This is a genomic window from Streptomyces sp. NPDC038200, assembly GCF_055600785.1.
Genome location: NZ_JBVJYH010000015.1, coordinates 101,106 through 114,395 on the forward strand (window position 1 = coordinate 101,106; position 13,290 = coordinate 114,395).

A 13,290-nucleotide genomic window follows, 5' to 3' on the forward strand; every position below is an offset into this window, starting at 1 on the left:
TCCGAACGGGTGATCACTCACAAGAAGGAGTTCGTCCTCCGTGGCGTCCCACCGTCGACCCAAGCAGCCGAGCCGCACCCGTGTGACCGTGCTCACCACCGCTGCCGCAGCTGCCGTCGCGCTCAGCGCCAACGCCGCCAACGCCGCCCCGAGCGAGAAGCTCGGCAAGGACGAGGTCAAGGCGAAGGTCGACAAGCTCTACGAGCAGGCCGAGCAGGCGACCGAGAAGTACAACGGCGCCAAGGAGAAGCAGCAGAAGCTGCAGAAGGAAATCTCCACCATCCAGGACAACGTCGCCCGCGGTCAGGAGGAGCTCAACAAGCTCCGCGACGGCCTGGGTTCGCTGGCCACCGCCCAGTACCGCTCGGGCGGCATAGATTCCTCGGTCCAGCTGTTCCTGTCCTCCAACCCGGACGACTTCCTGGACAAGGCCTCCACGCTCGACCAGTTGAGCAGCCAGCAGGTCGACGCGCTGAAGAAGATCCAGGACAAACAGCGCGAACTCGCCCAGGAGCGGGCCGAGGCGACGGAGAAGCTCAAGGACCTCTCCGCCACCCGGACCGAACTGGGCAACAAGAAGAAGGAAGTCCAGGCCAAGCTCACCGAGGCGCAGAAGCTCCTCAACACGCTGACCGCCAAGGAGAAGGCGCAGCTCGCCGACGAGCAGCAGCGCGCCAACCGCTCCTCCACCGAGCGTGTGGACCTCGGCGACGCCCCGCCCTCCTCGGGCCGTGCCGCGGCCGCGTTCTCCGCCGCCCAGAGCAAGATCGGCTCGCCCTACGTCTACGGCGCGTCCGGCCCCTCCTCCTTCGACTGCTCGGGCCTGACCTCCTGGGCCTACGCCCAGGCCGGCGTCTCCATCCCGCGCACCTCCGAGGCGCAGGCGAACATCGGCACCCGGATCGGCTCGGCCAGCCAGCTGCAGGTCGGCGATCTGGTCTTCTTCTACGGCGACCTGCACCACGTGGGCCTGTACGCCGGCAACGGCCAGGTGCTGCACGCCCCGCACACCGGTGCCGTGGTCCGCTACGAGTCCATCAACAACATGCCGTTCCAGTTCGGCGTCCGGGTCTGATCCCGCGTTCCGTCCGGGACACGGTGGCGCCCGAACGGGCGAATCACCGAAACCCGAACTGACTCCTCGCCCCGCCGGTGACCTGCGTCAGCGGCGGGGCGTCAGTCTGTGTTGACGCCACGGCCTTTGGCCGGGCCCCCTCCGCACGGCTACTGTCTGCCGCGTTTCCCCGGCGCAGGGGCCTCCCCGTCCCCAGGCGCCGGGGAACGGCCTGTGTCCGCCAGCAGAAGGACTGCCGTGGGGTCCCATCGTCGCCTTGCACCGTCCGGATCCAACCGGGGCGGTGTCGTCCTGGGCATGCTGTCGGCCGCGGCGGCCGTGCTCGGCGCCGTACCGGCGGCGCACGCGGCGCCCGGCGGCGACGGCCGCGCCGAGGTGGACCGCCTCTACGAGGAGGCGGAGCGGGCGACCCAGGCCTACGACAAGGCCGACGAGCGCGCCGGCAAGCTGCGCCGGGAGGTCCGCGAGGCGCACGACCGCATCGCCCGCCAGCAGCAGCGCGTCAACGACCTGCGCGAGCAGCTCGGTTCGCTGGCCGGCGCCCAGTACCGGGCCGGCGGCATCGACCCGACGGTCGCCCTGCTCTTCTCCGCCGATCCCGACGACTACCTGGACAAGGCGTCCACGCTCGACCGCATCGGCGCCCGGCAGGCCGGGCGGCTCAAGGAGCTGCAGTCCGCGCTGCGCGAACTCGCCCAGGAGCGCTCCGAGACGGCCGGGAAGCTCGCCGAGCTGGAGAAGAGCCGCAAGGCCGTGGCCGCGCACAAGCGGACCGTGGAGCACAAGCTCGCCCGGGCCCGGCAGCTGATCAACGCCCTGCCCGCCGCCGAGCGCGCCGCCTACGACCGGGCCTCCCGCGGCAGCCGCCCGGACCTGCCCGGCCCGGCCGGCGCCGCCGTCCCCGACGTCCGTGCCGCCGCGGCCCTGGCCGCCGCCCGCTCCGCCCTCGGCCGCCCCTACGTGTGGGGCGCCAACGGCCCCTCCGGCTTCGACTGTTCCGGCCTGATGCAGTGGGCGTACGCGCAGGCCGGCATCCAGCTGCCGCGCACCTCGCAGGAGCAGCGGTTCGCGGGCCGGCAGGTCCCGCTCTCCCAGGCCCGCCCCGGCGACCTGGTCGTCTACCGCTCCGACGCCAGCCATGTGGCGATGTACGTCGGCAACGGCCAGGTCGTCCACGCCCCCTACCCCGGCGCTCCGGTGCGCTACGACCCGGTCGGGATGATGCCGGTCTCCTCGGTCACCCGCCCCTGACCGCGCCGCTCGCCGTACGATCGGGAAGTGGCTGGTCGCGGGCGGGCGTGGAGCATCGGAGCGGTGGGGCTCGGTCTGCTGCTGCCGCTCGCCGGGTGTACCGGGAAACCTGCCGGAGACCCGGCGCGGGCGGAGGTGCAGCAGGTGCTGGACCGGCGTTCGGCGGCCCTGCTCGGCCACGACGAGGCGGCGTACGGCGCGACCGGCACCCGCACGGAGTACACCCGGCTGCGCGCCCTCCCGCTGGCCTCCTGGGCCTACAAGGTCACTGCTCTGCGCCGCACCGGCTCCGGCGCCACCGCCGACGCCGACCTGCGCTACCGCGTCGCCGGCTACGACCGGGCACCCGTCGACGCCCGCCGCACCCTCACCCTCGGCCGCACCGCCGACGGCCACTGGTACGTCACCGCCGACAAGCCCGCCAGGAAGGCCGGGCAGCAGCTGTGGGACCAGGGCACGGTGGCCGCCGTCCGGGGCGCGCACAGCCTGGTGCTCGGCGCCGACGGGTCCGCGGCCGGGCTGGAGCCGTACGCCCGGCTGGCCGACCGGGCGGTGCCGGCCGTCTCCGGGGCGTGGGGCACGAGATGGAGCCGCCGGGTCGTCGTCCTGGTCCCGCGGTCGCTGGCGGGCATGGCGGCCCTGCTGGGTTCGCCCGAGGCCGACTACCGGGGCATCGCGGCCGTCACCACGGGAGAGGCCGGCGGTTCCGGCACGGCGCCCGCGGACCGGGTGGTGGTCAACCCCGAGGCGTACGCCGTGCTCGGCGACCTCGGCAAGCAGGTCGTCCTCACCCATGAGACGGCCCATGTCGCCACCCGGGCCGCCACCACCGCCGCCACCCCGCTGTGGCTCTCCGAGGGCTACGCCGACTGGGTCGGCTATCTCGGCACCGGCCGCGCCCCGGACGAGGCCGCCCCGGAACTGGCCCGCGCCGTCCGGGACGGCGAGGCGCCCGACACGCTCCCCGGCGACAAGGACTTCGGTTTCACCAGCGAGCCCACCGAACTGGCGCGGGCCTACGAGGGGGGCTGGCTGGCCTGCCGGATGATCGCCGACCGGTGGGGCGCGACCCGGCTCGGGGCGTTCTACCGGTCCGTCGGCGCCCACGACAAGCGGGCCGGCGCGGTCGAGGGGGCGCTGAAGAAGGTGCTCGGGACGACGCCGGAGCAGTTCACCGCGCGCTGGCGCGAGTACCTCACGGCGCAGCTCGGCTGAGCACGCCGATGGCCTCCCGCAGCCACTCCCGCTCGGCGTTCCCGGTGGCCCGCGCGACGCGCAGCATGCCCTCCCGGAACAGGTCCCCGGCCTGCTCCGCGCGCACCGGCTCGCCCTCCCGGTAGAAGAAGCTCGCCGGGGCCTCCAGGAACTCCAGGCGGCGGCGCAGCACGGCGGCCTGCCCGGCGGGATCGTCCAGATGGCGCAGGAAGGCCAGGACCGTGTTGAAGCGGACGTGGTCGGTGATCTCCGCCTGCTTGGGACTGCGCAGCCGCTCCAGCAGCTCCGTGCGGCCCCGCCCGGTCAGGGACAGCGTGCGGCGCGGCGCGGCGCCGGCGCCGTCCTCGGCGCGCTGGTCGAGCAGGCCGGCGGCGACGAGCCGGTTGATGGCCGGGTACAGCGCGCCGTCGCTGACCGGGCGGACGTGTCCGCTCAGCGCCTTGATGCGCTCCTTCAGCTCGTAGCCGTGCAGCGGTTCCTCGGCGAGGAAGCCCAGGATCGACAACTCCAGCACGCCAACTCCTCGTTGCAGCGGACAGGACACCCATGCTACCTCTAATCGAGATACCTCTAACCGAGGTATTTCGATCGGAGGGGGAAACTCGTGAACGCCCATCGGGGGCAACTCGTCTCGCTCGCCCGCCCCGTCTACCTCTCGCTCCTCGCCTCGGTCGCCTCCGGGATCATCAACACCGTCTGGGTGTCCCGGCTCGGCGGCGCCGCCGTCGCCGCCGTGGCCGTCGCGACCAACACGGAGAACGTGCTGCTCGGCGTGGCGCTCGTCTTCGCCTCCGGTACGACGGTGCTGGTGGCGCACGCCCGGGGGGCCCGCGACCCGGCGGCCGTGCGGGCCGCCGTCCGCGGCGGCGGGGCGCTGTGCGCGCTGATCACGCCCGTGGTCGCGGTGGGCGGCTTCGTGTTGCGCGAACCGCTGGCCGCCCTGGTGCTCGGCGGCGGGGGCCCGGCCCCGCGCCTGGCCGCCGCGTACTTCGCGATCTCCCTGCCCGGCACGGCCGTCTTCTTCGTGCAGCAACTCGTCGACGGCATCCTCAAGGGCGCGGGCGACACCCGCACGCCCATGCGGCTCGCCCTGCTGGCCAACGGGCTGATCCTGGTGTGCGACCCCGCCCTGATCCACCTCTGCGGCGTCCCCGGCGCCGCCGCCTCGACCGTGCTGTGCCGGAGCGTGGCCCTCGCGGTGGGGCTGCGTGCCCTGCGCCGCGACCCCCTGCTGCGAACGGCCGCCCGCGCCCGGCCCCTCGCCGGGCCGCGCACCGCCGCCCTGCGCCGCACCCTCGCCACCGGGCTGCCCATGTCCGCCGACTTCACCGTGCGGCAGGCCGGGACACTGGTGCTGGTGGCGATCGTGGCGCGGCTCGGGGTGACGGCGGTGGCCGCGTACTCGATCGCCTACAAGGTCATGTACGTCGCCACCATGGCCTGCTACGCGGTGCGCCAGGCCGCGGCCATCCACACCGCGCACACCCGGGGCGCGGGCCGGGACGCCCGCCGGGACATCGCCCGGCAGGCGGTGCTCCTCGCCGGTGCGCTGGGCCTGCTGGCCGCCGTCCTGTTCGCCGCCACCGCCCCCTGGCTCATGGCCGCGTTCGGCGCCGGTCCCGAGGTGGCCCGCCAAGGCGTGCTGTTCCTCCGCTGCATCGGCCCCTACCTGCTGCTGATGGCCTGCTTCATCGCGGTCGGCGGGGTCTTCGAGGGCGGCGGGGGAGCGCCCGCGCTGCTGCGGATCACCCTGCTCGGCACCGCCGTCCAGCTGCCCCTGGCGTACGCCCTCTCCGGTCACGGCCTGCCCGGCGTCTGCCTGGCCCTGGCGCTCGCGATGGCCGTGCAGTGCGCGGCCGTGGCGGTGCCGACGCGGCGGTCCGCGCGTCAGGAGGAGACCGGGGTCTCCTCGGCCCGGGTGGCCTGAGGCGGGAAGGGGGCCGTCGCGGCCGGCGGGACGGTCGAGCGCCACAGCCGGCGGGCCGCCGTGACCGTGGCCGCGACCAGCAGGCCGTTGCGCAGGGCCAGCAGCGTGATGCCGTACCAGTCGCTCAGCACCACGTGGGAGAAGCCGAGCGGGAACTCCAGGACCGTCACGAAGGACGCGAGCGCGATCATCAGGGCGGGGCCGGCCATGCGGCTCGCCCGGTACGTGAGACAGACGGCGGCCAGGCCGATCAGCCACACCAGGTACTGCGGGCTGATCACCCGGCTGGTCACCGTGAACAGCAGCACCGCCGTGAGGGCCGCCTCGGCGAGGGTGTGCGGCGCCGCACGGCGCGCCCGCAGCCGCCACAGCAGCAGCCAGCCGAACGCGGCCCCGGTCAGCGCCAGCGCGGCCGTGCTGACCTGGTCCACGTGCGGACCCAGGAACTCGATCGAGCCGTAGTTCAGCAGCACCTCGCCCTGCCAGCCGAAGTGCCGGGCCACATGGAAGACCAGGGCGCCCAGCGACTCCACCTCGGTGCCCCGGTCCCGCTGGAAGGTCAGGAACGCGAACGCGCCCGGCATGGACAGCGTGAACAGCAGCGCGACGCCCGCCGCGGTCACCGCCGCCGACGCCCACGCCCGCCGCCGCACCGCGCCGACCAGCAGCAGCGCCGGCCACACCTTCACCAGCGCCCCGACCGCGGTCAGCGCGCCCAGCACCCGGGGGTGCCGGGTCCCGGCGAGCAGCGCCGCCACGGCCACCGCGGTCACCATCACGTCGTAGCGGGCGTACACCGTCGGCCCGAGCAGCGGCACGCCCGCCACCCACATCCAGGCCCCGCGCGACGACCGGCCGGAGCCCCGGCCGGCGTGGCGCAGCAGGACCAGCACGACGACGTCGGCCAGGCAGGCCAGCACGAAGAAGGCGTGCGCGTACGACAGGAACGGCAGGAGGGCGGGGGAGAGGACCGCCAGGGCCGCGGCGGGCGGGTACTGCCAGGTCACGTCGTCCAGCGGAAACGTTCCTTGCCGCAGCACCTCGTACCAGCCGCGGTAGATCACCGACACGTCCGAGGTGACGTCCGGGCCCGGGAAGACGTACACCCGGAACACGAACAGCAGCAGCACCGCGCGGGTGGCGCCCCAGGTCGCGAGCAGCCGGGTCAGGGACCGTGCGGCGGCTTTCGTCTCCACGTGATCCCCTGCCGTTCGATTCCGGTGCCGTTCGAATCCGCTTCGAGCGACCATGATGTCCTGCGGGCCTGTGCGCATGCCACAGGCTCGGCCGGGCCCGGCCGGGGGACGGCCCGTTCGGTAGGGTCGGCGGCGATGCACAAGACCCTGATCGTCACCAACGACTTCCCGCCCCGGCCGGGCGGCATCCAGGCATTCCTGCACAACATGGCCCTCCGCCTGGACCCCGACCGGCTGGTCGTCTACGCCTCCACCTGGAAGCGCGGCCGGGAGGGCGCCGAGGCCACCGCCGCGTTCGACGCCGAGCAGCCCTTCCCCGTCGTCCGCGACCGCACGACGATGCTGCTGCCCACCCCGGGGGCCACCCGGCGGGCGGTCGGACTGCTCCGCGAGCACGGCTGCACCTCGGTGTGGTTCGGCGCCGCGGCCCCGCTCGGCCTGATGGCACCCGCGCTGCGCAGGGCCGGCGCCCGGCGGCTGGTGGCCACCACCCACGGGCACGAGGCGGGCTGGGCCCAGCTGCCCGCCGCCCGGCAGCTGCTGCGCCGGATCGGCGAGGGCACGGACACGATCACCTATCTGGGCGAGTACACCCGCTCCCGGATCGCCACCGCGCTCACGCCGGAGGCGGCCTCGCGGATGGTGCAGCTGCCGCCGGGCGTCGACGAGAAGACCTTCCACCCGGGATCCGGCGGCGACGAGGTCCGGGCGCGGCTCGGCCTCACCGACCGGCCGGTCGTGGTCTGCGTCTCCCGCCTGGTGCCGCGCAAGGGCCAGGACACCCTGATCCGGGCCATGCCGCGGATCCTCGCCGCCGAGCCGGACGCCGTCCTGCTGATCGTCGGCGGCGGACCGTACGAGAAGGACCTGCGCCGGCTGGCGACCGAGACCGGTGTCGCCGGCTCCGTCCGCTTCACCGGCCCGGTCCCCTGGTCCGAGCTGCCCGCGCACTACGGCGCCGGGGACGTCTTCGCCATGCCCTGCCGCACCCGCCGCGGCGGCCTGGACGTGGAGGGCCTCGGCATCGTCTACCTGGAGGCGTCCGCCACCGGCCTGCCGGTCGTCGCGGGCGACTCGGGAGGCGCCCCGGACGCGGTGCTGGACGGGGAGACCGGCTGGGTGGTCCGGGGCGGCGAGCCGGCCGAGGCCGCCGAACGCATCGTCACCCTCCTCGGCGACGCCGAACTGCGCCGCCGGATGGGGGAGCGGGGCCGCCGGTGGGTCGAGGAGAAGTGGCGCTGGGACCTGCTGGCGGACACCCTCAGGGACCTTCTGTAGCGCGACCGCACGGCCGCGGACCCCCCACGCACCGCACCCGCCCCCCCGGGACCGCGCCGCGCGAGCGTGCCGTGAAGGACCCGCACCCGCCCACGCACCACACCCGGCCCCCGCACCGCACCCGGCCCCCCGGACCGCGCCGCGCCCGCCCCCGGTCGCCGTCGTCTTCCTGGCGCGGCCCCTAGGCGGAACGTGAAAATCCGCCCATGCTGCGCACATGGCAGCAAACCTGATACAGCGTCAGATGACGAGACGTCACATACTCGGCATGGCCGCGCTCCAAGCCGCGGCCACCCTCGGCTTCACCCGTATCGGTCTCCAGTCCGCCCGGGCCGCCGAACCCGCCCCCACCGACAACTCCCCGGCGATCGTCGTCGGATCCGGCTACGGCGGCGCGGTCGCCGCCCTCCGCCTCGGCCAGGCCGGCATCCGCACCCTCGTCCTGGAGATGGGCCGGCTGTGGAACACCGCCGGCCCCGACGGCAAGGTGTTCTGTTCCACCGGCACCCCCGACCAGCGCTCCATGTGGTTCCGCACCCGCACGGAGGCCCCGCTGGCGACCTTCCTCTGGCTGGACCTGGTCAACAAGGACATCAGCTCCTACCCGGGCGTCCTGGACCGCGTGCACTACGACGACATGTCCGTCTACGTCGGCCGCGGCGTCGGCGGCGGCTCCCTCGTCAACGGCGGCATGGCGGTCACGCCCCTGAAGTCGTACTTCACCGAGCAGTTCCCGACCGTGGACGCCGACGAGATGTACGGCACCTACTACCCCCGCGCCCGCGCCATGCTCGGCGTCAACACGATCGACCCGGCGTGGTTCGAGTCCACCGAGTGGTACCGGTTCACCCGCACCTCGCGGAAGGCCGCCGGCAACGCGGGGCTGAGGACCACCTTCGTCCCGAACGTCTACGACTTCGGCTACATGCAGCAGGAGGCCGCCGGTACGGCCACGAAGTCCGCCCTCGCGGGCGAGGTCATCTACGGCAACAACCACGGAAAGCGCAGCCTCGACAAGACCTATCTGGCCGCCGCCCTCGGCACCGGCAACGTCACCGTCCACACCCTGGAGAAGGTGAGGTCGGTCAGCCGGGCGAGCGACGGGTCGTACGTCCTGACCGCCGACCGGATCGACACCACCGGTGCGGTCGTCGGGACCACGCAGTACGGCTGCACCCGTCTCTTCCTCGGCGGCGGCAGCATCGGCACCACCGAACTCCTCGTGCGCGCCCGTGACACCGGAACCCTGCCGGACCTGGACTCCGCCGTGGGCGCGGGCTGGGGCACCAACGGCAACACGATGCTCGGCCGCGCCAACCACGTCTGGGACACCGTCGGCGCCAACGAGGCCACCATGCCGGTGATGGGCATCGACGACTGGGCCAACGCCGACAACCCGGTCTTCGCCGAGATCGCCCCGCTGCCCATGGGGTTCGAGCACTGGATCAGCCTCTACCTGGCGATCACCAAGAACCCCGAACGGGCCTCCTTCACCTACGACTCCGCCTCCGGCACGGTGAAGCTCGGCTGGACCGCGGCCCAGAGCGCGGTGTCGGTGGGCATGGCCAAGAAGCTGTTCGACCGGATCAACCGGGCCAACGCGACCCTCTACCGCTACGACCTGTTCGGCTCCGGGAGCAAGGTCTTCGCCGACGACTTCACGTACCACCCCCTCGGCGGCTGTGTCCTCGGGAAGGCGACCGACGACTACGGCCGGGTGAAGGGCTACGAACGCCTCTACGTCACCGACGGCTCGCTGGTGCCCGGCAACATCGGCGTGAACCCCTTCGTCACCATCACGGCCCTCGCCGAACGCACCATGGCGCGGGTCCTCGCCGAGGACACCGCGCCATGAGGCACCGCCGGGATCACTTGGCGTAGATCGCCTCGATCTCGCCCGCGTAGTCCTTCGCCACCACGTTCCGCTTGAGCTTCAGCGACGGGGTGAGGTGGCCCGACTCCTCCGAGAACTGGGAGGACAGAATGCGGAACTTCCGCACCGATTCCGCCTTCGACACCGCGGCGTTGCCGTCGTCCACGGCCGCCTGGATCGCCGCGAGCAGATCCGGGTCCTCGTGCAGCGACGCCGCGGTGGAACCCGCCGGCTTGCCGTGCTCGGCGGCCCACCGGTCCAGGAACTCCTCGTCCAGGGTGACCAGCGCGCCCACGAACGGCCGCCCGTCGCCCACCACCATGCACTCCGCGACCAGCGCGTGCGCCCGGATCCGGTCCTCGATCACCGCCGGGGCGACGTTCTTGCCGCCCGCCGTGACGATGATCTCCTTCTTCCGGCCGGTGATCCGCAGATACCCGTCCTCGTCGAGGGTGCCGATGTCACCGGTGTGGAACCAGCCGTCGGCCAGCGCCTCCGCCGTCGCGCCCGGGTTGTTCCAGTACTCCTTGAAGAGGTGCTCGCCGTGCAGCAGCACCTCGCCGTCGTCGGCGATCCGCACCACCGAACCCGGCAGCGGCTGCCCGACCGTGCCGATCTTCTGCCGGTCCCACGGGTTGAACGCGGTCGCCGCACAGGACTCCGTCAGGCCGTAGCCCTCCAGCACCGTGAAGCCGATGCCGCGGAAGAAGTGCCCGAGCCGCTCGCCCAGCGGGGCGCCGCCGGAGATGGCGTACTCGCCCCGGCCGCCCAGGACCGCGCGCAGCTTGCTGTAGACCAGCTTGTCGAAGACCTTGTGCTTGACCTTCAGACCGAACGACGGGCCCGAGGGGCTGTCCAGCGCCTTGCTGTAGGCGATGGCGGTGTCCGCCGCCTTGTCGAAGATCCCGCCCTTGCCCTCGGCCCGCGCCTTGGCCCGGGCCGAGTTGTAGACCTTCTCGAAGACCCGCGGCACACCGAGGATCAGGGTCGGCCGGAACGCGGCCAGTTCGTCCGTGAGGTTCTTGATGTCCGGGACGCAGCCCAGCTTGATCGGCGCCATCATCGGCGCGATCTGCACGAGCCGCCCGAAGACGTGCGCGAGCGGCAGGAAGAGCAGCACCGAGCACTCACCGGTACGGAACAGCGGGCGCAGCCGCTCCACGATGTTGCCGCACTCGGCGAAGAAGCTGCGGTGGGTGAGCACACAGCCCTTGGGGCGCCCGGTCGTGCCGCTCGTGTAGACGATGGTCGCCGGGTCGTCGGCCTTGGCGAGCGAACTGCGCTCCTCCACCGCGCCGTCCGACACGTCCTGCCCGAGCCGCCCCAGCTCCGCCACGCCCCCGGCCTCGATCTGCCAGACGTGCTTCAGCGCGGGCAGCGACTCGCGCACCGACTCCACGGCCGCCGCGTGGGTCTCCAGCTCCACGACACAGGCCGTCGCGCCCGAGTCGGACAGGATCCACTGCACCTGCTCCGGCGAGCTGGTCTCGTACACCGGCACGGTGATCGCGCCCGCGCTCCAGATCGCGAAGTCGAGCAGAGTCCACTCGTACCGCGTGCGGGACATCAGGCCCACCCGGTCGCCCGGCTGCACACCGGAGGCGATGAGGCCCTTGGCGGCGGCGCGGACCTCGGCCAGGAACTCCCGGGCGGTCACGTCCTGCCAGGCACCGCCGGTCTTGCGGGCGATGACGGCGACGTCGGGATGCTGCGCGGCGTTTCTGCGGACGATGTCGGTCAGGTTGCCGTCCGCAGGGACCTCGTACAAAGCCGGAAGGCTGAACTCGCGCAAGACTGCTGCTCCTCATAGGGCGCCGGCGCCACGACGTTGTGCGATGCGACGGTGCGGTCCAAGGCTCGGGCAAGTGCTCGGGTACTTCGGTGGTTGAAATCCAGAGCACGACTGGACTGCCCGGACGTTACCCGCCGGTATGGCGTCTAGGACAGGGGGTCCCGGCGAGATGTTCGCTGCGTCACACACGTGGGACGCCCTGCGCGCACAGTAGTCCACGGGTGAACCGACCGGCGAGTAACCGCAGGCCGGACCGGCACTGTTCACCCACACCGCACACGCCTACGCTTGATCACCATGGCACCCACACGCTCCGGCAACCGGCGGACCCGCGTCCACGTGGTCAGCGACGTGCACGGCAACGCCCGTGACCTGGCGCGGGCCGGCGAGGGTGCCGATGCCCTGATCTGTCTCGGCGACCTCGTCCTCTTCCTCGACTACGCCGACCACTCGCGCGGCATCTTCCCGGACCTGTTCGGCAAGGAGAACGCCGACCGCATCGTCGAGCTGCGCACCGCCCGCCGGTTCGCCGAGGCCCGCGAGTTCGGCGCCCGGCTGTGGGCCGGGATCGGCGCCGACCGGGCCACGGCCATCGAGCAGGCCGTGCGCAAGCAGTACGCCGAGCTGTTCGCCGCGTTCCCCACGCCGACGTACGCCACCTACGGCAATGTCGACATGCCGCAGTTGTGGGCGGAGTACGCCCGGCCGGGCACCACGGTCCTCGACGGCCGGCGGGTGGAGATCGGCGGGCGCACCTTCGGTTTCGTCGGCGGCGGCCTGCGCACCCCGATGCGGACGCCGTACGAGATCAGCGACGAGGAGTACGCGGCGAAGATCGAGGCCGTCGGCGAGGTGGACGTGCTGTGCACCCACATCCCGCCGGAGGTGCCCGAGCTGGTGTACGACACCGTCGCCCGCCGCTTCGAGCGGGGCAGCCGGGCCCTGCTCGACGCCATCCGCCGTACCCGGCCGCGGTACGCCCTGTTCGGGCACGTGCACCAGCCGCTGGCGCGCCGGATGCGGATCGGCGCCACCGAGTGTGTGAACGTGGGGCACTTCGCCGGCACCGGCACGCCCTGGGCGCTCGAATGGTGAGGCCCGTCGGACGGGGTGAAGGCGGCAGGTCGGCGGCGCGGTAGCCTTCACGCTGCACACACGTGCGCAGCCCGGCGCACACAAAAGCTCTCAACACGGCCCGCATCCGGAGGAGCCACGGCGATGGCGGAACACACCAGTTCGAGCATCACGATCGAGGCGGCCCCGGCCGACGTCATGGCGGTGATCGCCGACTTCGCGCGCTACCCGGACTGGACCGGCGAGGTGAAGGAGGCGGAGGTCCTCGCCGCCGACGAGCGGGGCCGCGCCGACAAGGTCCGTCTCGTCATGGACGCCGGCGCCATCAAGGACGACCAGACCCTCGCCTACACCTGGACCGGCGACCACGAGGTCTCCTGGACCCTGGTCAAGTCCCAGATGCTCCGCTCCCTGGACGGCTCCTACCTCCTGAAGCCGGCCGGCGCGGGCGCCACCGAGGTCACCTACCAGCTCACGGTCGACGTCAAGATCCCCATGCTGGGCATGATCAAGCGCAAGGCGGAGAAGGTCATCATCGACCGGGCGCTGGCGGGCCTGAAGAAGAGGGTGGAGTCGGGGGAGAAGTAGCCTCCCCCGTTCCGCTCCCGC

The 13,290-nt window shown here is 72.8% G+C and carries 11 protein-coding genes; 8 read left to right on the top strand and 3 right to left on the bottom strand.

Features of this window, described 5'->3' with window-relative positions; genetic code table 11:
• The first annotated feature begins 40 nt into the window (after positions 1 to 40).
• The 3 genes from ACZ7KF_RS27510 (at position 41) to ACZ7KF_RS27520 (ending at position 3,541) form a co-directional block, all read left to right on the top strand.
• On the top strand, positions 41 to 1,075 hold the full coding sequence (locus ACZ7KF_RS27510; RefSeq protein WP_471080366.1) for a C40 family peptidase: 1,035 nt from the start codon (positions 41 to 43) through the stop codon (positions 1,073 to 1,075).
• Positions 1,076 to 1,312: 237 nt separating this feature from the next.
• Complete coding sequence (locus tag ACZ7KF_RS27515; protein WP_471080369.1) at positions 1,313 to 2,326, top strand: C40 family peptidase; 1,014 nt, start codon at positions 1,313 to 1,315, stop codon at positions 2,324 to 2,326.
• A 27-nt stretch (positions 2,327 to 2,353) separates the two neighbouring features.
• Positions 2,354 to 3,541, top strand: a complete 1,188-nt coding sequence (locus ACZ7KF_RS27520) for a hypothetical protein (protein ID WP_471080372.1) — start codon at positions 2,354 to 2,356, stop codon at positions 3,539 to 3,541.
• Here the strand turns inward: ACZ7KF_RS27520 and ACZ7KF_RS27525 are convergent.
• Complete coding sequence (locus ACZ7KF_RS27525; protein WP_471080375.1) at positions 3,522 to 4,055, bottom strand: PadR family transcriptional regulator; 534 nt, start codon at positions 4,053 to 4,055, stop codon at positions 3,522 to 3,524. The genes ACZ7KF_RS27520 and ACZ7KF_RS27525 overlap by 20 nt on opposite strands.
• Before the next feature lie 90 nt (positions 4,056 to 4,145).
• On the opposite strand from ACZ7KF_RS27525, the gene ACZ7KF_RS27530 reads away from it, so the two are divergent.
• Entirely contained in the window at positions 4,146 to 5,468 is a 1,323-nt protein-coding gene (locus ACZ7KF_RS27530) for an MATE family efflux transporter (protein ID WP_471080378.1), read from the top strand.
• Here the strand turns inward: ACZ7KF_RS27530 and ACZ7KF_RS27535 are convergent.
• Positions 5,429 to 6,664: a glycosyltransferase 87 family protein gene (locus ACZ7KF_RS27535; RefSeq protein ID WP_471080381.1), complete on the bottom strand. Its 1,236-nt coding sequence runs from the start codon at positions 6,662 to 6,664 to the stop codon at positions 5,429 to 5,431. The two genes, ACZ7KF_RS27530 and ACZ7KF_RS27535, sit on opposite strands and share 40 nt — an antisense overlap.
• A gap of 135 nt (positions 6,665 to 6,799) precedes the next feature.
• Here ACZ7KF_RS27535 and ACZ7KF_RS27540 point away from each other — a divergent pair, with 135 nt between their 5' ends.
• A complete protein-coding gene (locus tag ACZ7KF_RS27540; RefSeq protein WP_471080384.1) occupies positions 6,800 to 7,942 on the top strand; it encodes a glycosyltransferase family 4 protein in 1,143 nt (380 codons plus the stop codon).
• A 217-nt stretch (positions 7,943 to 8,159) separates the two neighbouring features.
• Positions 8,160 to 9,797 carry a GMC oxidoreductase gene (locus tag ACZ7KF_RS27545; protein WP_471080387.1) on the top strand — a complete coding sequence of 546 codons (1,638 nt, stop codon included), beginning with the start codon at positions 8,160 to 8,162 and terminating at the stop codon, positions 9,795 to 9,797.
• Between the two features lie 13 nt (positions 9,798 to 9,810).
• On the opposite strand, the gene ACZ7KF_RS27550 is transcribed toward ACZ7KF_RS27545, so the two are convergent.
• Positions 9,811 to 11,607, bottom strand: a complete 1,797-nt coding sequence (locus tag ACZ7KF_RS27550; protein WP_471080390.1) for an AMP-dependent synthetase/ligase — start codon at positions 11,605 to 11,607, stop codon at positions 9,811 to 9,813.
• A gap of 339 nt (positions 11,608 to 11,946) precedes the next feature.
• Between ACZ7KF_RS27550 and ACZ7KF_RS27555 the strand changes: the two genes are divergently transcribed.
• Together ACZ7KF_RS27555 and ACZ7KF_RS27560 are read left to right on the top strand one after the other, a co-directional pair.
• Positions 11,947 to 12,702 (top strand): metallophosphoesterase family protein, encoded by a 756-nt coding sequence (locus ACZ7KF_RS27555; protein ID WP_471080752.1) that lies wholly within the window; start codon positions 11,947 to 11,949, stop codon positions 12,700 to 12,702.
• A 123-nt stretch (positions 12,703 to 12,825) separates the two neighbouring features.
• Positions 12,826 to 13,269 (top strand): SRPBCC family protein, encoded by a 444-nt coding sequence (locus ACZ7KF_RS27560; RefSeq protein WP_471080393.1) that lies wholly within the window; start codon positions 12,826 to 12,828, stop codon positions 13,267 to 13,269.
• The last annotated feature ends 21 nt before the right edge of the window (positions 13,270 to 13,290 follow it).

Coding starts and splice junctions, on each gene's coding strand:
- ACZ7KF_RS27540 (WP_471080384.1), top strand. CDS start 6,800: ATGCACAAGACCCTGATCGTCACCAACGACTTCCCGCCCCGGCCGGGC.
- ACZ7KF_RS27545 (WP_471080387.1), top strand. CDS start 8,160: ATGGCAGCAAACCTGATACAGCGTCAGATGACGAGACGTCACATACTC.
- ACZ7KF_RS27560 (WP_471080393.1), top strand. CDS start 12,826: ATGGCGGAACACACCAGTTCGAGCATCACGATCGAGGCGGCCCCGGCC.